At 66.2% G+C, this 20155-nt stretch carries 15 protein-coding genes; 11 read left to right on the forward strand and 4 right to left on the reverse strand.

Annotation, left to right across the window (positions count from 1 at the left end; genetic code table 11):
• Nucleotides 1-121 precede the first annotated feature (121 nt).
• The 7 genes from rfaE1 to ACN0WF_RS09700 all read left to right on the forward strand — a co-directional run bounded on the left by rfaE1 (nt 122) and on the right by ACN0WF_RS09700 (nt 8016).
• Entirely contained in the window at nt 122-1663 is a 1542-nt protein-coding gene (rfaE1, locus tag ACN0WF_RS09670) for a D-glycero-beta-D-manno-heptose-7-phosphate kinase (protein ID WP_417281051.1), read from the forward strand.
• A gap of 57 nt (nt 1664-1720) precedes the next feature.
• Nucleotides 1721-2701 (forward strand): ADP-glyceromanno-heptose 6-epimerase, encoded by a 981-nt coding sequence (gene rfaD, locus ACN0WF_RS09675; RefSeq protein ID WP_417281050.1) that lies wholly within the window; start codon nt 1721-1723, stop codon nt 2699-2701.
• A 104-nt stretch (nt 2702-2805) separates the two neighbouring features.
• Nucleotides 2806-3987, forward strand: a complete 1182-nt coding sequence (locus ACN0WF_RS09680; RefSeq protein ID WP_417281049.1) for a hypothetical protein — start codon at nt 2806-2808, stop codon at nt 3985-3987.
• Nucleotides 3988-3994: 7 nt separating this feature from the next.
• Nucleotides 3995-4795: an ABC transporter permease gene (locus ACN0WF_RS09685; protein ID WP_417772613.1), complete on the forward strand. Its 801-nt coding sequence runs from the start codon at nt 3995-3997 to the stop codon at nt 4793-4795.
• Nucleotides 4796-4870: 75 nt separating this feature from the next.
• Nucleotides 4871-6100 (forward strand): hypothetical protein, encoded by a 1230-nt coding sequence (locus ACN0WF_RS09690; RefSeq protein ID WP_417772614.1) that lies wholly within the window; start codon nt 4871-4873, stop codon nt 6098-6100.
• Nucleotides 6100-6906, forward strand: a complete 807-nt coding sequence (locus tag ACN0WF_RS09695) for an ABC transporter ATP-binding protein (RefSeq protein WP_417772615.1) — start codon at nt 6100-6102, stop codon at nt 6904-6906. Before ACN0WF_RS09690 ends, ACN0WF_RS09695 begins: the two co-directional genes overlap by 1 nt.
• 60 nt (nt 6907-6966) lie before the next feature.
• The gene (locus tag ACN0WF_RS09700) at nt 6967-8016 is read left to right on the forward strand and encodes a hypothetical protein (protein ID WP_417772616.1); all 1050 of its coding nucleotides are present in this window, start codon (nt 6967-6969) and stop codon (nt 8014-8016) included.
• Between the two features lie 76 nt (nt 8017-8092).
• Here ACN0WF_RS09700 and ACN0WF_RS09705 read toward each other — a convergent pair whose 3' ends face one another.
• Genes ACN0WF_RS09705 through ACN0WF_RS09715 form a run of 3 tightly spaced genes read right to left on the reverse strand, consistent with a single transcriptional unit; the run spans nt 8093 to nt 10629 of the window.
• Nucleotides 8093-8878: a MetQ/NlpA family ABC transporter substrate-binding protein gene (locus ACN0WF_RS09705; RefSeq protein ID WP_417772617.1), complete on the reverse strand. Its 786-nt coding sequence runs from the start codon at nt 8876-8878 to the stop codon at nt 8093-8095.
• Between the two features lie 28 nt (nt 8879-8906).
• On the reverse strand, nt 8907-9584 hold the full coding sequence (locus ACN0WF_RS09710; protein WP_417772618.1) for a methionine ABC transporter permease: 678 nt from the start codon (nt 9582-9584) through the stop codon (nt 8907-8909).
• Nucleotides 9574-10629 carry a methionine ABC transporter ATP-binding protein gene (locus ACN0WF_RS09715; protein WP_417772836.1) on the reverse strand — a complete coding sequence of 352 codons (1056 nt, stop codon included), beginning with the start codon at nt 10627-10629 and terminating at the stop codon, nt 9574-9576. Before ACN0WF_RS09715 ends, ACN0WF_RS09710 begins: the two co-directional genes overlap by 11 nt.
• A 380-nt stretch (nt 10630-11009) precedes the next feature.
• On the opposite strand from ACN0WF_RS09715, the gene ACN0WF_RS09720 reads away from it, so the two are divergent.
• Together ACN0WF_RS09720 and ACN0WF_RS09725 are read left to right on the forward strand one after the other, a co-directional pair.
• Nucleotides 11010-12422 (forward strand): mannose-1-phosphate guanylyltransferase/mannose-6-phosphate isomerase, encoded by a 1413-nt coding sequence (locus ACN0WF_RS09720; protein WP_417772619.1) that lies wholly within the window; start codon nt 11010-11012, stop codon nt 12420-12422.
• 116 nt (nt 12423-12538) lie between these two features.
• Nucleotides 12539-14038: a phosphomannomutase/phosphoglucomutase gene (locus ACN0WF_RS09725; RefSeq protein WP_417772620.1), complete on the forward strand. Its 1500-nt coding sequence runs from the start codon at nt 12539-12541 to the stop codon at nt 14036-14038.
• Nucleotides 14039-14062: 24 nt separating this feature from the next.
• Here ACN0WF_RS09725 and ACN0WF_RS09730 read toward each other — a convergent pair whose 3' ends face one another.
• A complete protein-coding gene (locus ACN0WF_RS09730) occupies nt 14063-15277 on the reverse strand; it encodes a glycosyltransferase family 4 protein (protein WP_417772621.1) in 1215 nt (404 codons plus the stop codon).
• 202 nt (nt 15278-15479) lie between these two features.
• Between ACN0WF_RS09730 and ACN0WF_RS09735 the strand changes: the two genes are divergently transcribed.
• Together ACN0WF_RS09735 and ileS are read left to right on the forward strand one after the other, a co-directional pair.
• Nucleotides 15480-16793 carry a nucleotide sugar dehydrogenase gene (locus ACN0WF_RS09735; protein ID WP_417772622.1) on the forward strand — a complete coding sequence of 438 codons (1314 nt, stop codon included), beginning with the start codon at nt 15480-15482 and terminating at the stop codon, nt 16791-16793.
• Nucleotides 16794-16959: 166 nt separating this feature from the next.
• A complete protein-coding gene (ileS, locus tag ACN0WF_RS09740; RefSeq protein WP_417772623.1) occupies nt 16960-20100 on the forward strand; it encodes an isoleucine--tRNA ligase in 3141 nt (1046 codons plus the stop codon).
• Nucleotides 20101-20155: the final 55 nt, after the last annotated feature.

Raw genomic sequence — 20155 nt, forward strand, 5'->3', positions numbered from 1 at the left:
CATGCCTGAACGCCTCCCTCGACATGGTGGGCGGCGCCCGTCTGCAGGCGACGGCGGGCCCAGCCCGAGCAGGGCGGTGCCGATCGAGGAGATCGGAAACGGGGACGGACCGGAGACACGCATGTTCGCTCGCAAGTTCTTCAACAAGTCGTTCGACGGGACCCGGATCCTCGTTGTCGGCGACGTCATGCTCGACCGCTTTGTCTACGGCAAGGTCTCGCGGATTTCTCCCGAGGCGCCCGTGCCCGTGCTGCATGTCGACAGGGCGTCCACCATGCTCGGCGGCGCCGCCAACGTCATGGCCAACGCGGTCTCCATCGGCGCCGAGGCGGTGCTGATCGGCCTTGTCGGCGCGGATCCGGCCGGCGCCCACTGCGCGGAGCTTGTCGCCGCGCATCCCAGGGCCCGCAACGGCCTGATCACCCGTCCCGATATCTGCACCACGGTCAAGACCCGCTACGTCAGCAATGGCCAGCAGATCATGCGCTGCGACGAGGAGGTCGTGCGTCATGCTCCCGCCGAGGTCGAGGACCGCGTCATCGCCGCGGCATCGGCGGCGATGGCCGATTGCGACGTGCTCGCCATCTCCGACTATGCCAAGGGGCTGCTGACCGACCGGGTTCTGGCCGAGGTGATCGCGGCGGCGCGGGCACGCGGCATTCCCGTGATCGTCGACCCCAAGCGGCGCGATTTCTCCGCCTATCGCGGCGCGACGCTGATCAAGCCGAACCGCGCCGAGCTCCGCGACGCGACGGGCCATGCCTGCGCCGACCTCGAAGGATGCGCCGAGGCGGCCGCGCGGGTGATCGAGCAGACCGGCGCGGACCTGCTCGTCACCCTGTCCGACGAGGGCATGGCGCTGTTTCGCGCTGGCCGCGAGCCGCTGCATTCGCCCGCCAGCGCCCGCGAGATCTTCGACGTTTCGGGCGCCGGCGATACCGCGCTGGCGGTCTTCTGCGCCGCGCTCGGCGCAAGCCATTCGATGGAGCAGGCGACCTTTCTCGCCAATGCCGGGGCAGGCGCCGTCGTGCGCCGCGCCGGCACGGCGGCGCTGACGCCGAGCGAGCTGTCGCGTGAGCTCAACCGCATCAACCGCCCGCTTGCCCATGCCGTCGCCTCGCTGGAGGACGCCGCCGAGATCGTCGAGGGCTGGAAGCGCGAGGGCCTCTCCGTCGGCTTCACCAACGGCTGCTTCGACATTGTCCACGCCGGCCATGTGGCGATGCTGGCGAAATCGGCGGAGCAATGCGACCGGCTGGTGGTCGGGCTGAACAGTGACGCCTCCGTCTCGCGGTTGAAGGGCAGCGGCCGTCCGGTGCAGCCGCTCGTCTCGCGCGCCGAGGTTCTGGCGGCGATGCAGTCCGTCGATCTGGTGGTTCCCTTCGAGGAGGACACGCCGCTGGAGCTCATCTCCGCGCTGCTGCCCGACGTCCTCGTGAAGGGCGCGGACTACCGCGAGGAAGACGTGGTCGGTGGCGATGTGGTCAAGGCCGCCGGCGGGCGCGTGGCGCTCATCGAACTCGTCCCCGGTCTCTCGACAACCCGGGCGGTGGAGCGTATCAGATCGGCGCAGGGCTCAGCGGACGTGGTGGCATCCCTTGCCCCGCCCGTCCTGTCCGTGGCCGGCGCGGCCACTGCGGAACCGGCCTCCAGCGCGGAATGAGCGCTGCGGGTCGAACATCACACGGCATCGAAACACACACGACATGGAGCGAACGACGTGATCCTAGTGACCGGCGGCGCCGGATTTATCGGCTCCAACATCGCGCTGGCGCTGGCCGCGCGCGGCGAGCGTGTCGTGGTTTGCGATACCTTTGGCGATGGCGACAAGTGGAAGAACGTCCGCACGCTTCTGGCCGAGGAGTTCGTTTTCCCCGAGGCGCTTGACGGCTGGCTCGCCGCCAACGGCGATGCGCTCAGCGCCATCGTGCACATGGGCGCGATCAGCGCCACGACGGAGCGCGACGTCGATCTGATCGTGGCAAGCAACCTGCAGCTTTCGAAGCGACTCTGGAGCTTTTGCGCGGCGCGGGCGATCCCCTTCGTCTATGCCTCCTCGGCCGCCACATATGGTGACGGCGCGCGCGGTTTCGACGACCGTTCCGACGATGCCTATCTGTCGGCGCTTCGTCCGCTCAACCCCTATGGCTGGAGCAAGCTCCTGTTCGACCGGCAGGTGATGGCCGCCATCGGTCGTGGCGACCCGGCCCCTTCGAAATGGGCGGGCCTCAGGTTCTTCAACGTCTATGGCCCGCGCGAGGACCACAAGGGCTCGATGCGCTCCGTGATGCGGTCCAACTGGGAAAAGCTGCGCGCCGGCGAGCCGCTGCGGCTCTTCCGCTCCGACCGCGCGGACTATGTGGACGGCGGGCAGATGCGCGACTTCGTCCATGTGGACGATTGCGTCGCCGTGGTGCTGTGGATGCTCGACAATTCCTTCCCCGGCGACATCTACAATGTCGGCACCGGCACGGCGCGGCGCTGGGTCGATGTGGGCGAGGCGATGTTCGCGGCACTGGGGCGGGCGACCGACATCACCTTCATCGACATGCCGGAGCAGCTCAAGGGGCGCTACCAGTATTTCACGGAAGCGCGCATGGACAAGCTGCGTGCCGCGGGCTTCGACCGGCCGCCGACCGGCCTGACGGAGGGCGTCGCGGCTTATTTTGCGTTTCTGGAGCGGGAATCAGACATACTTTGACCATAGAAGCCGCGTAGGAGGCGAGAACGCAACGTGATGACCGGCATCATTGGCACGGGTCGCGAACGCCTGACCCGCGCGGACGCGGGCAAACGGAGACGGTCGTGAACGTCGAACCGGACAGGCACCTGCTGCTCGCGGCGGCCGGGCAAGGCGGTGCGCGCGGGCTTTTCCGGCGTGCCTGGGATTTCGTCTCGCGCCACTACGCTCTGCTTCTCGTCACGGGCATCTTCGTTGTCCCGGTCACCTGGGCGCTTCTCTTCTACGGGCTGATCGCCGCCGACCGCTACGTGTCGGAGACCAAGTTCATCGTGCGTGGCGTCAACAGCCAGCAGATCGGCGGTCTGTCCGTGCTGCTGCGCAGCTTCGGCCTGGCGCGCGCCAATGACGATGCCTATGCGATCCACAGCTACATCCGCTCGCGTGACGCGATGGACGAGCTGATGAAGCAGGTAGACCTCAGGGCGGTCTACACCCGACCCGAAGCGGATTTCATCACCGGCTACTCCACTCTGTTCGGCGATACATCGGAGGGCTTCTTCCGCTATTTCTCCGATCAGATCGTGGTGGAAGAGGACATCCAGACCGGCATCACCACCCTGCGCGTCTCGGCCTACCGGCCGCAGGACGCGGTGGCCATCGCCCGCGCGCTGCTCAGCCTCAGCGAGGCCAGGGTCAACCAGATGAACGACCGCGCCCGGCGCGATGCGCTCGATGCCGCCGGCGAACTCCTCAGCGAGGCGGAAACGCGCGTGATCGAAAGCCAGACGGCGATCACCGCCTACCGCAACCGGGTGCTGATGGTCGACCCGGAGGAGAATGTCAGCAAGCGCACGGAGCTGATCGCCGCGCTCACCTCGGAGATGGTCGAGGACGAGGTTCTGCTGCGTCAGCTCCGCACCTCCTCGCCGAACAATCCGCGCATCCCCCCGCTGGTCACCAAGATCACCTCCCTACGGGACCAGATCGCGGAAGAGCAGGGCCAGATCGCCGGCTCGGACGCTTCCATCGCCAGCAAGATCTCCGACTACGAGGGGCTTGTGCTGAAGCGCGTGCTTGCCGACAAGGCGTTCGAGAGCGCCATGCGCACCATCGACAACGCCCGGCAGGAAACGCAGCGCAAGCGTATCTACATCGAGGCCGTCGTCAGCCCGCACCAACCGGACAAGTCGACCGAGCCCAAGCGCCTGCGCCGCATTTTCACGGTGATGATCATTTCTTTCGCCGCGTTCGTGATGATCTACCTGCTGGTTTCCGGCGGGCGCGATCACCTCAACATCCATTGAGGGCGCCATGACGGACGAGATCGCCGCCACCGATACCTCGATGATCCTCAAGCGACGCTTCAAGACGCTGAACGCGCTGCTGATCCGCGAGCTGATGGTGCGCTTCGGGCACAACAACATCGGTTTTCTCTGGCTGGTCGGCGAGCCGCTGATCCTGACGGTCGGGGTGATGATCGTCTGGTCGTTCATCTACGGGCGGGAGAACCATGGCGTTCCGATCCTGCCGCTGGTGCTGACGGGCTACTCCATGCTCACGGTCTGGCGGCACATGGTCTCGCGCTTCGTGCACTGCTTCCGCCACAACTCGGGGCTGTTCTTTCACCGCCGCATCCGCCCCTTCGACATGCTGGTCGCCCGCGGGCTGTTGGAGCTTGTCGGCACGCTGATCGCGTTCTTCGTCGCCTACATCCCGCTCGCCCTGCTCGAGGTGATTGCCCCGGTGCACGACTACCTGATCATGCTGACCGCCTGGTTCCTGATGTGCGCCTTCACCTTCGGCGTCGGCCTCATCATCGCCAGCCTGACGGAGATGTCGGAGACGCTCGAGCGCTTCGTGCAGCCGGTCATGTATCTGTTGCTGCCGCTGACCGGCTCCTTCTACATGGTCGCCTGGTTGCCCAGCACGGCGCAGAAAGTGGTGCTTTGGTCGCCGCTGGTGCACGCCAGCGAGATGTTCCGCGGCGGCTATTTCGGCGCGACGGTTCCCACCACCTGGGATGCGTCCTACCTCGCGGTCTGGGCGGTGGTCGTCAATGCCGTCGGCCTTGCCATGATCCGCAAGGCGCAGAACCATATCGAGGTGCAGTAGGATGGCGCGCCTGGCTCGCGGCATCGGCGGGCGGACAGGTCACCGTGCCCGCCAATCGGATGGATTCGGAGCGAGATGAGCGAAACGAAACAACGCGACGACACGCAGGAAGTCACGAGGGAGCGCAAGCTGGAGCTTGTGCCCGTCGACGGGACCGCGCATGTCGATATTGTGCGCCGTTTCGCCGGCCCCACCAGCCCGGACAAGGCGACGGTCGGCGGGCGTCTTTCGTGGCGCGCCTGGCTCTTTCTTTTCCTGGTGGCGCTGCCGGTGTTGGTCTCGCTCCTGTACAACGGCCTGATCGCCAGCGACCGCTACTTGTCGACCGCCTCCTACATCGTACGCCAGACACAGCCCGACAGCTCCCTGCTGGGCATGCTGCAATCCCAGACGGTGTCGAGGGTCGACGACGAGAGCTTCGCGGTTGCCGAGTTCATGCGATCGCGCGACGCGGTCGACGAGCTCGACCGCGACGGCATGCTCTCCGCCATCTTTGCCGCTGACAATGTCGACATGTTTTCCCGCTTCCCTGGGATGTGGGCGGGTGACACGCGCGAGGATCTCTACGATCACTTCCAGAAGTATCTGCACGTCGAGTTCCAGCGCTCGACCGGCGTCAGCGTGCTCGACGTGCAGTCCTTCTCGCCCGAGGCGGCGCGGCGGATCGCCGAGAAGCTTCTCGTCGCGGCCGAGGCTCTGGTCAACCGGCTGAACGACCGCGCCCGCAACGACGCCATCGATCTTGGCCGCAAGATGGTCGATGACGCGCTGGCGCGCTTGTCCGGCATCCGAGACCGCATCACCCAGTTTCGCAACGATGAAAGCATGATCGACCCGAGCGTCGAGGTGAAGGCCGCCTCCGAGTTGATCAAGCAGCTGCTGCTTGAGACCAGCAAGATCGATGCAAAGCTTGCGGAGACCATCGCCTCGACGCCGGACAACCCGATGATCCCGCAGCTTCGTATCAAGCGCGATGCGCTGGAGGAGAGCATCCGTGGCATCCGTGAGCGCGTCGCCGGCAGCGGTAACGCCTCTCTGGCGCGCAAGATCTCCGATTACGAACGGCTTGTGCTGGAGCGCGAGCTCGCCGAAAAGCAGCTCGCCGGTGCGGTTGGAACCATGGAGGCGGCGGTGCAGGAGGCGAGGTCCGGCCGGCTCTACCTGGAGCGGGTCGTCGAGCCCAGCCACCCGGATCGCCCGGCGTTTCCGCGCCGCCTGCTCAACATCCTGGCGACGCTCGGCATCTGCCTCCTGCTCTACTGGATTGTCCGCTCCATGGCGGACCTGCTGACGGAGCAGAACTGATGTGGTCGGCTCTTGCGCGCCGTGGCCGCGGCTTTCCGCTCGCCAAGCGCCGCACGACCCGTCCCGCGGCGCAGGACACGCCCGAGATCGAGGGCGAGCGGATCGCTGACGTGACCCGCGCGCCCGGCCGCGCCGCGGATGCGCGCGCGCCTGAGCGCGCCATCGTGCTCGAGAATATCGTCAAGTGTTACCACACCCAGGCCGGCACCAAGCGCGTGCTCGACGGGATCGGCTTTCGCGTCGGCGCGGGCGAGAAGATCGCCGTCCTCGGCCGCAATGGCGCGGGCAAGTCGACGCTCGTCAAGCTCATCGGTGGTGTCGAGCAGCCGACCGCCGGCACGATCTCGCGCGGGCTTTCCATGTCGTGGCCGATCGCCTTCGGTGGCGGCTTCGAGGCCAATATGACCGGCTACGACAACATCCGCTTCATCGCCCGCCTCTATGACCGGCCGATCCAGGAGACCATCGAGATGGTCGACGATTTCGCCGAGCTGGGGCGAAATCTCCTGCTGCCGATCCGCATGTATTCCTCCGGCATGCGCGCGCGGCTGGCCTTCGCGCTGACCCTTGCCATCGATTTCGAGTGTTTCCTGATCGACGAGGTCATTGCCGTCGGCGATCAGCGCTTCCACCGCAAGTGCCATGACGCTCTGTTCGTGCAGCGCGCCAATTCCGCGATGATCCTGGTCAGCCATGACATTGGCATTATCCGCTCGTTCTGCGACAGGGCCCTGGTGCTGAAGAACGGACGTGGCCGCGTTTTCAACGACATCGATCTCGCCCTCGACATCTATTCGTCGTTGTGACGGCGCCGGCAGGAAGGACCGCAATGAACCGCACCGCCAGGCAGGGCAGGCAGGTCTGAGATGTTTCTCGCGCTTTGCGGTCCGCCGTCCCCCAATACGATCTTCGTCTCGCGCGTCGCCCTCGATATCCTGCGCCTGCAGGGCGAGGAGTTCCGCTTCGTCTCGGGCAACTCCGCCGCCGACATGGTGCAGGCGCTGAAGGAGAGGGGGGATACGTCCGCCATCCTGTTCTTCGATGTGCCGGACTGGCGCGTGGTGCGCGCGATTGTCTCCGGACACGTTCCCACGCTTCAGCTCTCCCAGACGTTCGAACGGGTCGTCGTCTACAACATGGTCTCGCGCAGCATGACCATGGAGCAGGCGATCCGTTTTGCCAGCCAGTCCGCCTCCTGCCTCTTCCCCGTGGCAGGCGCTCCCGAAACGCTGCTCGTGCGCATCGACGACAGCATCTCGACGCTTGGCGGCCTGGTCGAGGAGATCGGCGCCGCCTGGGGCCTGCCGATAGACGACCGGATCCAGGAGGAGGTCGCCCGCATCTACATGCCCGATGGCCAGATGGATCTGGAGGAGCTGATCCTTGCCAGGGTCGAGCACGCCCAGGCTGCACACCTGCGATCGCTGGAACTCACCGACAGCGAACGCTCCCTGCTTGCCGCCGTCGGCGAGGAGTACCAGCCCCTGCTGGATGGCGCCCCGGTCGAGCGGGTCGAATGGCCGGTGCGCATCCTGATGAACGCGGCAAAGCCGGATCTGCCGTTCGAGGGCGGGGCCATCGACATGGTCGGGCCCGCGCGCTGCCTCACCTTCGGGCCCTATCTCCACCTTGCGCCCGGAGACTGGGAGGCGGACATCGCCTTCGCGGTGTTCGACAACCTGTCGGGCAACAGCCTGATGATCGACATCGTGGCCGACGGCGCCATCGCCAGCGTCGGGCGGGCGGAGCTTCCCGCCGAAGGGCTCTTTCGGGTGCGGCTGCCGTTTCGCGTCAGCGAGCCGCAACAACCCGTCGAGGTGAGAACCGTCATGCTCACCGGCGCCATCGAGGGGGCTTTCCAGCCTGTCCACGTCGTCATGACGCGCCGCCGGGATGACGCGCAGGCGGACGGCTGAGCCCCGATGCGGCGCGCGCAACGCAGAAAGGGCGGCACGATGGCCGCCCTTTCGCGTCTTTCCGTGAAACGGATGCTTACCAGCTCGACAGCACGGCGCCCTGGAAGGTCTCGGCGACGAACGCGCGGATCTCGTCGGACTGGTAGGTCTCGACGAGCGTGCGCACCCAGTCGGCATCCTTGTCGACCGTGCGAACGGCGATCACGTTGACATAGGGGCCCTTCGGGCTTTCGCGCAGGATCGGGTCGTTGACCGGGTCGAGGCCTGCTTCCTTGGCGTAGTTGGTGTTGATGCCGGCGGCGTCGACGTCCGGCAGCGAGCGCGGAAGCTGGGCCGCGTCGATCTCGATGATCTTCAGGTTCTTCGGGTTTTCGACGATGTCGGCGACCGAGGCCTTGGTGCCGACGCCTTCGGTCAGCTTGAGCAGGCCCTTGTCCTGGAGCAGCAGCAGCACCCGGCCGCCGTTGGTCGGATCGTTGGGAATGGCGATGGAGCCGCCCTCGGGAATGTCCTCGACGCTCTTGTACTTCTGCGAATAGACGCCGATGGGGAAGTTGACCGTGGTCGCCACGTCGGTCAGCTCATAGCCGCGGTCGCGCACCTGGTTGTCGAGATAGGGCTTGTGCTGGAACGAGTTGGCATCGAGGTCGCCCGAGTTCAGCGCCTCGTTGGGCACCACGTAATCGGAGAACTCGAGGATCTCGATGTCGAGCCCCTTCGGCGCGGCCAGTTCCTTGACCGCTTCCATGATCTGCGCATGGGGTCCGGGGGTGACACCGACCTTGATGCTCTTGGCGGAGGCCGGAGCGGCGGCGAGAAGCGAGACGGCGGCGAGGCCGGCGAGGAGAGTCCTGGTGAACATGATGAAGCCTTCCAGGTTGGAGGAGTCGTCAGTGCCGGGCGCGCTTGTCGAAGCGCCGGGCAAGAAAATCGCCAAGGCTCTGAACGCCTTGAACGAGCAGGATCAGCACCAGCACCACGGCCAGCATGACGTCTGGCATGAAGCGCTGATAGCCGAAGCGGATACCGAGATCGCCCAGGCCGCCGCCGCCGACGGCCCCCACCATCGCCGAATAGCCGATGAGGCTGACGGCGGTGAGCGTGAGCGCCAGCGTGATGGCAGGCAGAGCCTCGGGAAGCAGGACCTTGCGCACGATCTGCAGCGGCGAGGCGCCCATGGCGCGCGCGGCCTCGATCAGCCCCTGGTCGACGCCGCGCACGGCGCCCTCGATCACCCGTGCGATGAACGGCGCGGCGGCGATCGTCAGCGGGACGATGGCCGCGGTGGTGCCGATGGAGGTGCCGGCGATAAAGCGCGTGAACGGCACGATGGCGACCACCAGGATGATGAAGGGCGTCGAGCGCGCGGCGTTCACCACCAGCCCGATCCCGGTGTTCAGCGCCGGAGCGGCGAAAAGCTCACCCTTGCGGCTTGTCGCCAGGAAGACGCCGAGCGGCAGGCCGACGAGCGTGCCGATCAGCCCGGAGACCGCCACCATGTGCAGTGTCTGGACAAGCGCGTCGACAAGCAGCCGCAGGATCTGCGGGGGCAGGAAATCAGGAAACATAGCCGAGCACCTCGGTTGTCAGGCCGTGGGCGTGTGCGCCAGTGTCGAGGGCGGCGAGCGCCGTGTCCGTTCCCTCGACGCTGAAGACGAGCTGGCCGAAGGTCTGGCCGGCGATCTGGTCGACCTTGCCCTGGACGATGGAAAGGTCGAGCCCCAGCTCGCGCGAGAGATGGCTGATGAAGGGGGCTTCGCTGCCCGGCCCCTTGAAGACCACGCGCACCAGCGCCTTGGCGCCTGGGCTCCGGCTGGCGGTGAGCTTCTCGCGCAGATGATCGGGCAGCACCGCGCCGGTGACCGCCGAGACGAAGGAGCGTGTCGTCTCGTGCCGGGGCTCGGTGAAGACGTCGAAGGTTGCCCCGTGCTCGACGATCTCGCCGCCGTCGATGACCGCCACGGAATCGGTCACCGCGTTGATCACGCTCATTTCGTGGGTGATGAGCAGGATGGTGACGCCGAGGTCGCGATTGACCTGCTTCAGCAGTGCGAGGATCTGTTCCGTCGTCTCTGGATCGAGCGCCGAGGTCGCCTCGTCCGAAAGCAGCACCTTGGGATCTGTGGCGAGCGCGCGGGCAATGCCGACGCGTTGCTTCTGGCCGCCCGAAAGCTCGGCTGGATAGCGGTCGGCCTTGTCCGCGAGGCCGACGAGATCGAGGAGGGGGCGCACCCGCTTTTCGATCTCGGAGCGGTTCGTGCCGATGATCTCCAGGGGCAGGGCCACGTTCTGGAACGCGGTGCGCCGGGCCAAAAGGTTGAAGTGCTGGAAAATCATGCCGATGGAGCGGCGCTCGCGGCGCAGCGCCGCCTCGTCGAGCCGCGTGATGTCGGTGCCGTCGATGATGACAGAGCCGCTCGTCGGCCGCTCCAGCCCGTTGACGAGGCGGATCAGCGTCGACTTGCCCGCGCCCGAGCGTCCGATGACCCCGAGGATGCTTCCACGCGCCACATTCAGGTCGATGTTGCGCAGCGCCTGCACCGAGGCGTGGCCGGAGCGGGAGGGGAAGGTCTTCTCGATGGATTTCAGCTCGACGATCGCCTCGCGCGCCACCTGTGGCGTGGAACGGTCAGGCGTCGGATGGTGTTGGCTATTCAATTCTGATGAACCGGTCTTTGGGGGAGGCAGGGGGCGACACTATCGCCGTGCTGCACCGCAAAATCTAGAGACCGGGTGTTGTATTCCCCCGCTGGGGAGGATCCTGTTCTCTGCTTGGGCATGTTCGCGAAAATGGAATCCACCGACACCGGTTTCGCGGAATGGTTCGAGTCTGGCGTCAGGGCGTGAATGCCCGTCCCCAGACGATTTCGCGTTGCAGAGCTTTGCGGTTAACGTTGCATCAGTCGCGGAGGTGGCAAAAGGGACCGTGCCATCATCCGCGTGCTGCGGTGGCCAATTGCGACCAGAGACCCCTTGCGACGAGAGACCCAAGCGTGATCGTTCCCTGTATTCTGTCCGGCGGTGCCGGGTCGCGGCTCTGGCCCCTGTCCCGCTCGCTTCGCCCCAAGCAGTTCCTTCCGATCTTCGGCGGCGAAAGCCTATTCCAGAAGACGCTCTCGCGTTTCTCCGGGGAGGGGTTCGCCGCGCCGCTGATCATCTCCAACGCCGACCATCGTTTTCTCGTCGGCGAGCAGATGGCGGAAATGAGCATCTCGCCCGGCGCTATCGTCCTCGAGCCCGTCGGTCGCAATACGGCGGCACCGGCGGCGGCGGCGGCGCTCATGGCGGCGGAGCAGGACCCGGACACGCTCGTCCTGCTCGCCCCTTCCGATCACATGGTGGCCGATCCGTCGACCTTTCTCGAGGCGGTGACGCTCGCCGCGCCGGCCGCCCGGGCAGGGCGCATCGTCACCTTCGGCATCACGCCCAGCGAACCCAACACCGGCTATGGCTACATCCGCCTGCGCGCCGGCGACAGCGCCGTGCGCGAGGTTGCCGCCTTTGTCGAAAAGCCCGACCGCGCGCGCGCCGAGGCATTCCTTGCCTCGGGCGACCACGTCTGGAACGCCGGGATCTTCCTGTTTCGGGCCGGGACCATGATCGAGCAGTTCGAGCGCCACGCGCCGGAGGTTCTCGCCGGGGTGCGCTCCGCGCTTGCAGCCGCGGTGCGCGATCTCGACTTCCTGCGCCTCGATGCGGAGCTTTTCGCGGCCTTGCCCGATATCTCCATCGACTTCGCCATCATGGAGCGCTCGGATGCGATCTCCTGCGTGCCGGTCGATCCGGGCTGGAACGATCTTGGTTCCTGGTCAGCGGTCTGGGAGACCTTGGAGAAGGAGGAGAACGGCAACAGCGCACTCGGCGAGGCGATGTTCCTGAAGAGCCACGACAGCCTGGTCGTCAGCGATTCGGCGCTGGTGTCCGTCGTCGGCCTTGACCACGTCATGGTGGTTGCGACAAAGGACGCCATTCTGGTCGCCGACAAGGGGCATGCCCAGGACGTGAAGACCATCGTCGACCGCTTGAAGGCCGATGGCCGGCGGGAGGTGCGTGAGCATCTTCGCGCCTATCGGCCCTGGGGCTGGCGCGAGGAGATCGCCGCCGGCACCCGGTTCCTTGTTCAGGAGATCGAGATCCGTCCGGGAGCAGCCCTGACCGAGCAGAGCCACGTCAACCGGGCCGAACACTGGGTGGTGGTGTCCGGCACGCTCGAGATCTGCATCGACGGGGAAACGCGGCTCGTGACGGAGAACCAGTCGGCCTATGCGCCGGTTGGCGCGCGCCACCGGCTGGCGAATCCGGGCCGAGTGCCGACCCGTGTCATCGAAATTCAGTCGGGCGCCTATATCGGCGATGACGACATCGTTCGCTATCACGCGAAGGCGGACGCCGCGCCTGAAGCGTGAAGCGGGGGAACCCGCCGCAGTTTCGGCCGTTTTAACAAGGAGAAGGACGTGGGCCCGTCGCGCCCGCGTCTTCGTTTCGCATTCGAATCGCTTGCCAGCATTCAAAGAGGTCTCACATGTTTCCAGTGCCCGTCGCCGGCCTCGTGCCCAATACCTATGCCTTCGAATCGACGCCGCTGGTGAAGCCGACGGGCTTTCGCGAGTACGACGCGCGCTGGCTGTTCGAGAAGGAAATCAACCTCATGGGCGTGCAGGCGCTGGGCATGGCCATCGCCACGCTCATGCACGAGCGCGGCGTGCGCCCGGAGATCGTCGTCGGCCATGATTTCCGCAGCTATTCCGCGTCGATCAAGCTGGCGCTTGTCACCGGTCTCATGGCTGGCGGCGTAAAGGTCCACGACATTGGCCTGGCCCTGTCTCCGATGGCCTATTTCGCCCAGTTCGCGCTTGATGTTCCCGCCGTCGCGATGGTCACCGCCTCGCACAACGACAACGGTTGGACCGGCGTCAAGATGGGCATCGACCGCCCGTTGACCTTCGGCCCGGACGAGATGGGCCGGCTCAAGGAGATCGTGCTCACCGCGTCCTTCCGTGAGGGTTCCGGTGGCGGCTATCGCTTTGTCGAGAACTTCCCCGAGCGCTATATCGCCGATCTCACCGACCGAGCGAAGCTGTCGCGTCCGATCCGCATCGTCGCGGCGTGCGGAAACGGCACCGCGGGCGCCTTTGCTCCGCAGATCCTCGAGGCGGTCGGCGCCGAGGTGATCCCGCTCGATTGCGAGCTCGATCACACCTTCCCGAACTACAATCCGAACCCGGAAGACATGAAGATGCTTCATGCGCTGCGCGACAAGGTGCTGGAGACCGGCGCCGAGGTCGGTTTGGGCTTCGACGGCGACGGCGACCGCTGCGGCGTTGTCGACAATGAGGGCGAGGAGATCTTCGCCGACAAGGTTGGCGTCATGCTGGCGCGCGATCTCTCCGCGCTGCATCCCGGCGCGACCTTTGTCGTCGACGTCAAGTCGACGGGCCTGTTCGCCACCGATCCGGTGCTTCAGGAAAACGGTGTCATCGCCGACTACTGGAAGACCGGCCATTCCTACATCAAGCGTCGCGTCAACGAACTTGGCGCGCTCGCCGGCTTCGAGAAGTCGGGGCACTATTTCTTCAACGCCCCCATCGGTCGCGGCTATGACGATGGCCTGGTCTCCGCCCTCGCCATCCTCGACATGCTCGACCGCAATCCGGAGCGCACCATGGCCGACCTGCGCCGGGCGCTGCCGCGCACCTGGGGCTCTCCGACCATGTCGCCGCATTGCGCCGACGAGATCAAATACGAAGTGGTCGACCGGGTCGTCGCCCGTTTCACCGCGATGCGCGACAAGGGCGAGGAGTTCGCCGGCGGCATGATCGTCGACCTGGTGACCGTCAACGGCGTGCGCGTTGTCATGGAAGACGGGACCTGGGGGCTGGTACGCGCCTCCTCCAACAAGCCGGAACTGGTTGTCGTCATCGAGAGCCCGGTGTCCGACGCGCGCCTGCGCGAGATGTTCAAGGCGGTCGACACCGTGTTGCGCGAGAACCCGGAAGTGGGCGACTACAACCAGACGATCTGACGCCCGGCGCGCGGCGCGGCTTTCTCAGTCGAGGCCGAGCCGCGCGCAGACCAGATCGAGATGCGTCTCCCAGCCAGGCGGGCGATAGTGTGCGAGCCGCGCGATCTGCGCCGCCCGCCGGGGCGCGTCTGGGCGGGCGTAGTCGATCACCGCCTGCTGCCATCCGAGACCGTCGAGGGGGTCGAGGAAGTCCGGCACCGTGCCGCCGACCTCCCGGAAGGCGGGTATGTCGGACACCACGGCGGGAACCCCCATGGCCAGCGCCTCCGCGAGCGGCAGGCCGAAGCCTTCCGCGAACGAGGGAAACAGCAGGGCGCGCGCACTGGCCAGAAGCCCGCGCAGGTCCGCGTCGCCCATGCCGGCGACCTCGCGCACGTGCCCCTTCAGCGCCGGCGCCCTGTCGAGCATGTCGAAGGCGGCCTCCGCCTCCCAGCCGCGCCTGCCGACGATGACGAGTTCCGGCATCTCGGACAGCCCCAGCCGGCCGTCCCGGTAGCGCTCGGCGAGCTTGCGCCACAGGTTCAGCAGCAGCAGATGGTTCTTGCGCGCCTCGATGGTGCCGAGCACGACGAAGCGCGGCCGGCCGTTCCGCGCCGCCGGCTCGACCGGAACCCAGTCGGCCTCGATGCCGAGAGGCGCGGTGATCGTTTCCGGCTGGGCAAGGCCGAAGTCGGCGACCGCCTCGGCGAAGCGCGCGGCCGTATCGCCGGAGTTGGCGATCACCAGCCGCGCATGGGCGGCCATCGTGCGCACCCGCGTGGCGTGGCGCGGGATCTGCGCCGGCACCACATATTCCGGGTGGGTGAGGGGGATGACGTCATGCAGCAGGCAGACGGGATCGGCGGCGCCCGCCCGGCCGAGCCGTTCCACCGTGCCGCCACGCTCAAGGCCCCGGTGATCGAGGCAGAAGAACAGCGGCCGTCCGTCGACGCCCGGCGCTTCGCGTGGCCGCGAAAGCGTGCCGCGCAAGACGGCCGCAAGGGCTGCCGCGCGTGTCGGCCGATCACCCGCCGCGGCCGTCCCCGCCCAGATCGCCTGTGTCGCGTACATCGCCTCGTCGGCGAAGTCTGGCGGATAGCGCAGGACGCGGCCGGCAAGGGTGTCGACGCGAACGACCCTGTCGCCGAAGCGCGCCCGCAGGCCGCGTTCGTAGGCAAGCACCACCCGGTCGACGCCGGTTGGCGTCGTGCGGTTCAGGCGGCGCACCAGTCGGCCGATGTCGATGAAGATCTCGCGCATGTCCTGTCCTCTTGCATGAAAATCGCGCGCGTCCTATCCCCCTTCGTCGGAAAACCATGATAGACGCAGTCGCGACAGGGGCGCGGGCGGCAGTCCTGCCGGGCCGTCAGGCCGCTTCCGCCACGCGCCCGACACGGATCTCTGGCGGTGGACGGACGCCCTGCGCGGGCCCTGGTCGCTGCGTCATGCGAGAGCACTGAACATGCAGCCTTCCTCCGCGCTTGCGAGCCTTTCCGGCCGTATGTCCGACCGTTCCGCCGTCATCGGCATCATCGGGCTCGGCTATGTCGGCCTGCCGCTTGCCTATCGCTTCTCGGAGCTCGGCCATGCCGTCGTCGGCTTCGATGTCGACCCGGCAAAGATCGCCGCGCTCAACGCCGACAACGGCTACCGCCGCTATGTCGGCTCGCGGACCGAGGACATCCGCTTTCCCGCGCCCTTCGAAGCAACCTCGGACTTTGCCCGTTCGGCCGACTGCGATGCGCTGGTGATCTGCGTGCCGACGCCGCTCGGCAAGTATCACGATCCCGATATCGGCTATATCCTCGACGCCGCGCGGCGCGTGCGGCCGCACTTGCGCCCCGGTCAGGTGATCGCGCTCGAATCGACCACCTATCCCGGCACCACCGAGGAGGACATGCTCCCCGAACTGGCGCGCGACGGGCTGACGGTGGGCGAGGACATTTTCGTCGTCTATTCGCCCGAGCGCGAGGATCCCGGCAACGAGCGCTTCGGCATCCGCCAGATCCCCAAGGTCGTCAGCGGCGTCACCGCCAATTGCCTTGAGGCGGCGAAGGCGCTCTACGGCGGAGCTGTCGACACCCTGGTGCCGGTCGCCTCGACCCGCGTTGCCGAGATGACCAAGCTCCTGGAGAACATCCACCGGGCGGTGAACATTGGCCTCGTCAACGAGATGAAGACGCTGGCCGACCGCATGGGCATCGATATCTTCGACGTGATCCGCGCGGCCGCGACCAAGCCCTTCGGCTTCACCGCCTTCTATCCGGGGCCGGGGGTCGGTGGTCACTGCATTCCCGTCGACCCGTTCTATCTGACGTGGAAAGCGCGCGAATACGGGCTCCACACCCGCTTCATCGAGCTGGCGGGCGAGATCAACCGCTATATGCCCGATTACATCGTCGAGAAGACGATGGAAGCGCTCAACGGCGACCGCAAGGCACTGAACGGCTCGCGGGTGCTGGTGCTGGGCGCGGCCTTCAAGAAGAACATCGACGACATCCGGGAATCCCCAAGCCTTCAGGTGATGGAGGGGCTCGCCGCGCGCGGTGCCCGGCTCGGCTATGCCGACCCCTTCGTGCCCGCGCTGGCGCTCGCCGACGGAACCCGGCTTGAGGCCGTGACGGCGGACGCGGCGACCATTGCCGCGCAGGACGCGGTGGTGATCGCCACGGATCACGATGCCTTCGACTACGACATGATCGCCCGCGAGGCGAAGCGCATCGTCGACACGCGCGGACGCTTCCCCGCCGCCGATGCGAAGGTGACGCGGGCCTGAACGGCAGAGCGTCGCCGGCTTTTCCGTCCGGCCGCGCCGCCACGATGATTGTTTTTTGCGCGCCGGTCGGCTAACCCACGAATGCCAACCGGCGCCTCCAGCCGGGATCCACGGAAGAGGGCGGCAAGGCCCTGTCCGCGATCAACAACACAGCGGGACTTTCGCGATGTATGAAGCCATCGATCCAAACCCCAATTTTCCCAAGCTCGAGGAAGATATCCTCAAGTTCTGGGAAGAAAACCGGATTTTCGAGGCTTCCGTCGAGAACCGGCGCAACCAGGACGGCGCTGGCGAATATGTCTTTTATGATGGCCCTCCCTTCGCCAACGGCCTGCCGCACTACGGCCATCTGGCGACCGGCTTCGTCAAGGACCTGATCCCGCGCTACCGCACCATGCGCGGCGACTGCGTCGTGCGCCGCTTCGGCTGGGACTGTCACGGTCTTCCCGCGGAGCTGACGTCGGAGAAGGAACTGGGCATCTCGGGCCGCAACGAGATCCTCGAGTACGGTATCGGCAAGTTCAACGAGCATTGCTCCGTTTCGGTCATGCGCTTTACCAACGAGTGGCGCTATTACGTCAACCGGCAGGGGCGCTGGGTCGATTTCGATAACGATTACAAGACTATGAACCTCTCCTTCATGGAGAGCGTGATCTGGGGGTTCAAGCGCCTCTGGGACAAGGGACTGGTCTATCGCGGCTATCGCGTCGTGCCCTATTCCTGGGCCGTGCAGACGCCGCTGTCGAATTTCGAGACCCGCCTCGACAACTCCTACCGCGAGCGCCAGGATCCGGCTCTGACCGTCGGCTTCCTGCTCAAGGACGAGCGCTTCGCCAGCCGGCCGACCCGCCTGCTCGCCTGGACGACCACGCCCTGGACGCTGCCGTCCAACCTGGCGCTGGCCGTCTCTCCCGATCTCGACTACGCGGTCCTGGAAAAGGACGGCCAGCGGGTCATCCTGGCCGAGGCCGCGCTGGAGCGCTACGAGCGCGAGTTCGGTGAATGGACCAGGGTCGACAGTCTCAAGGGCGCGGCGCTTGCGGGCGTTGCCTATGAGCCGCTCTTTCCCTATTTCGCCGACACCGAGAACGCCTTCACTGTGCTTGCCGCCGAGTTCGTCGAGGCGGGCGACGGTACGGGCTGCGTGCATATCGCACCCGGTTTCGGTGAGGAGGATTTCGAGCTCGCCCGCGACCGCAACATTCCGCTCGTGGTCCCGGTCGACGAGGCTGGCAAGTTTACCGCCGAGGTCACCGATTACGTCGGCAAGAACGTCATCGAGGCCAACAAGGACATCATCCGCGACCTGAAGGCGCGCGATGTCGTCTACCGCCACGAGACCTATCTCCACGACTATCCGCACTGCTGGCGCACGGACACGCCGCTGATCTACAAGGCGATCGACGCCTGGTACGTGGCGGTGTCCCAGTTCAAGGACCGCATGGTCGAGCTCAACAAGGAGATCGACTGGGTTCCCTCCCACGTGCGCGACGGCCAGTTCGGCAAGTGGCTGGAGAATGCCCGCGACTGGAACATCTCGCGCAACCGTTTCTGGGGATGTCCGATCCCGGTATGGATCAGCGACGACGCCAACTACCCGCGCACCGACGTCTATGGCTCCATCGAGGAGATCGAGCGCGATTTCGGCGTCAAGGTCGACAACCTGCACCGTCCGATGATCGATGAGCTGGTGCGTCCCAATCCGGACGACCCGACCGGCAAGTCGATGATGCGCCGCGTGCCGGAAGTTCTCGACGTGTGGTTCGATTCCGGCTCCATGCCCTTCGCGCAGGAGCACTATCCGTTCGAGAACAAGGAGCGGTTCGACCGCAACTTCCCGGCCGACTTCATTGTCGAATACGTGGCCCAGACGCGCGGCTGGTTCTACACGCTGATGGTGCTGTCGACGGCGATCTTCGACCGTGCGCCGTTCCGCAACGCGGTCTGCCACGGTGTCGTGCTCGACGAGAACAAGCAGAAGCTCTCCAAGCGGCTGATGAACTACCCCGACCCCGTGGGCGTGTTCAACACCTACGGCGCCGACGCGCTGCGCTGGTATATGCTGTCCTCGCCGCTGCTCGTCGGCGGCGACCTGGCGGTCGCCAAGGACGGGCGCGGCATTGCCCAGTCGCTGCGCCAGGCGATCATTCCGATCTGGAGCGCCTATTACTTCTTCACGCTCTACGCCAACGCGGACAAGTACAAGGCCGAGGTGCGCTTCGACCAGAAGAACCTGCTTGACCGCTACATCCTGGCCAAGACCCGGGAGCTGATCGAGAAGATCGAGGGATCGCTCGACGCCTACGACATTCCCGCTGCCTATTCGCATGTGCCGGGCTATATCGACGCGCTCAACAACTGGTACATCCGCCGCTCGCGGTCGCGCTTCTGGGGGGAGGAGCTCGATGCCGACAAGCGCGACGCGCTCGACACGCTCTACACCGTTCTGACCCACCTGATGCGCACGTTGGCGCCGATGATGCCCTTCGTTGCCGAGCGCATCTACAAGGGCCTGACCGGTGAGCTGTCGGTGCATCTCGTCGACTGGCCGGACGCGACGAAGCTGCCGCACGACCCGGACCTGGTTCGCCGCATGGACCTGATCCGCGACATCTGCGCCTCGGTCATGTCGCTGCGCGAGGCCAAGCGCCTGCGCGCCCGCCTGCCGCTGAAGACGTTGACCGTCGCCCATGTCGACATTGAGGATCTTCGCGACTACGCGCCGCTCATCGCCGAGGAGGTCAACGTCAAGGACCTGGTGCTCGAGTCCGACCCGCTTTCGGTCGGCGAGCACAGCCTTGTCGTCAAGCCGCAGATCGGCAAGCGTCTGGGACAGAAGATGAAGGAGGTGATGATTGCCTCCAAGTCCGGCAACTGGACGCTGCGCGACGACGGCATGGTCGAGCTCGCCGGCATCGAGCTGCCGCCGGAGGACTACACGATGCGTGTCACCGCGCCGGAAGGCTCCGACACGGGTCTCTTCGACGCCGGTCGCGGTGTGGTCGTCATGGACACGCGCCTTTATCCGGAGCTCGAGCGCGAGGGCTACGCCCGCGATATCGTCCGCCTCATCCAGCAGACGCGCAAGGACGCTGGGTTCGACGTCAGCGACCGCATCCGCCTGGCGCTTAGCGTCCCTGCGGGGCTTGTCGAGGCGGTCGAGGAGCACAAGGCCCGCATCGCGCAGGACACACTGGCGATCGATCTCGTGATCTGCGATGCGCCGAAGGGTGGCGCCGGCGTTCATGCCGCGACCCATGAGGTCGGCGGCGAGAGCGTCACCATCGAGGTTGCAAAGGCCGGCTGACGCCGGTCTGACGCGCGACATTAAAGAAGGCCGCCGTCCCTTCCGGGGCGGCGGC

This window comes from Stappia sp. (assembly GCF_048268045.1).
GTDB lineage: Bacteria > Pseudomonadota > Alphaproteobacteria > Rhizobiales > Stappiaceae > Stappia.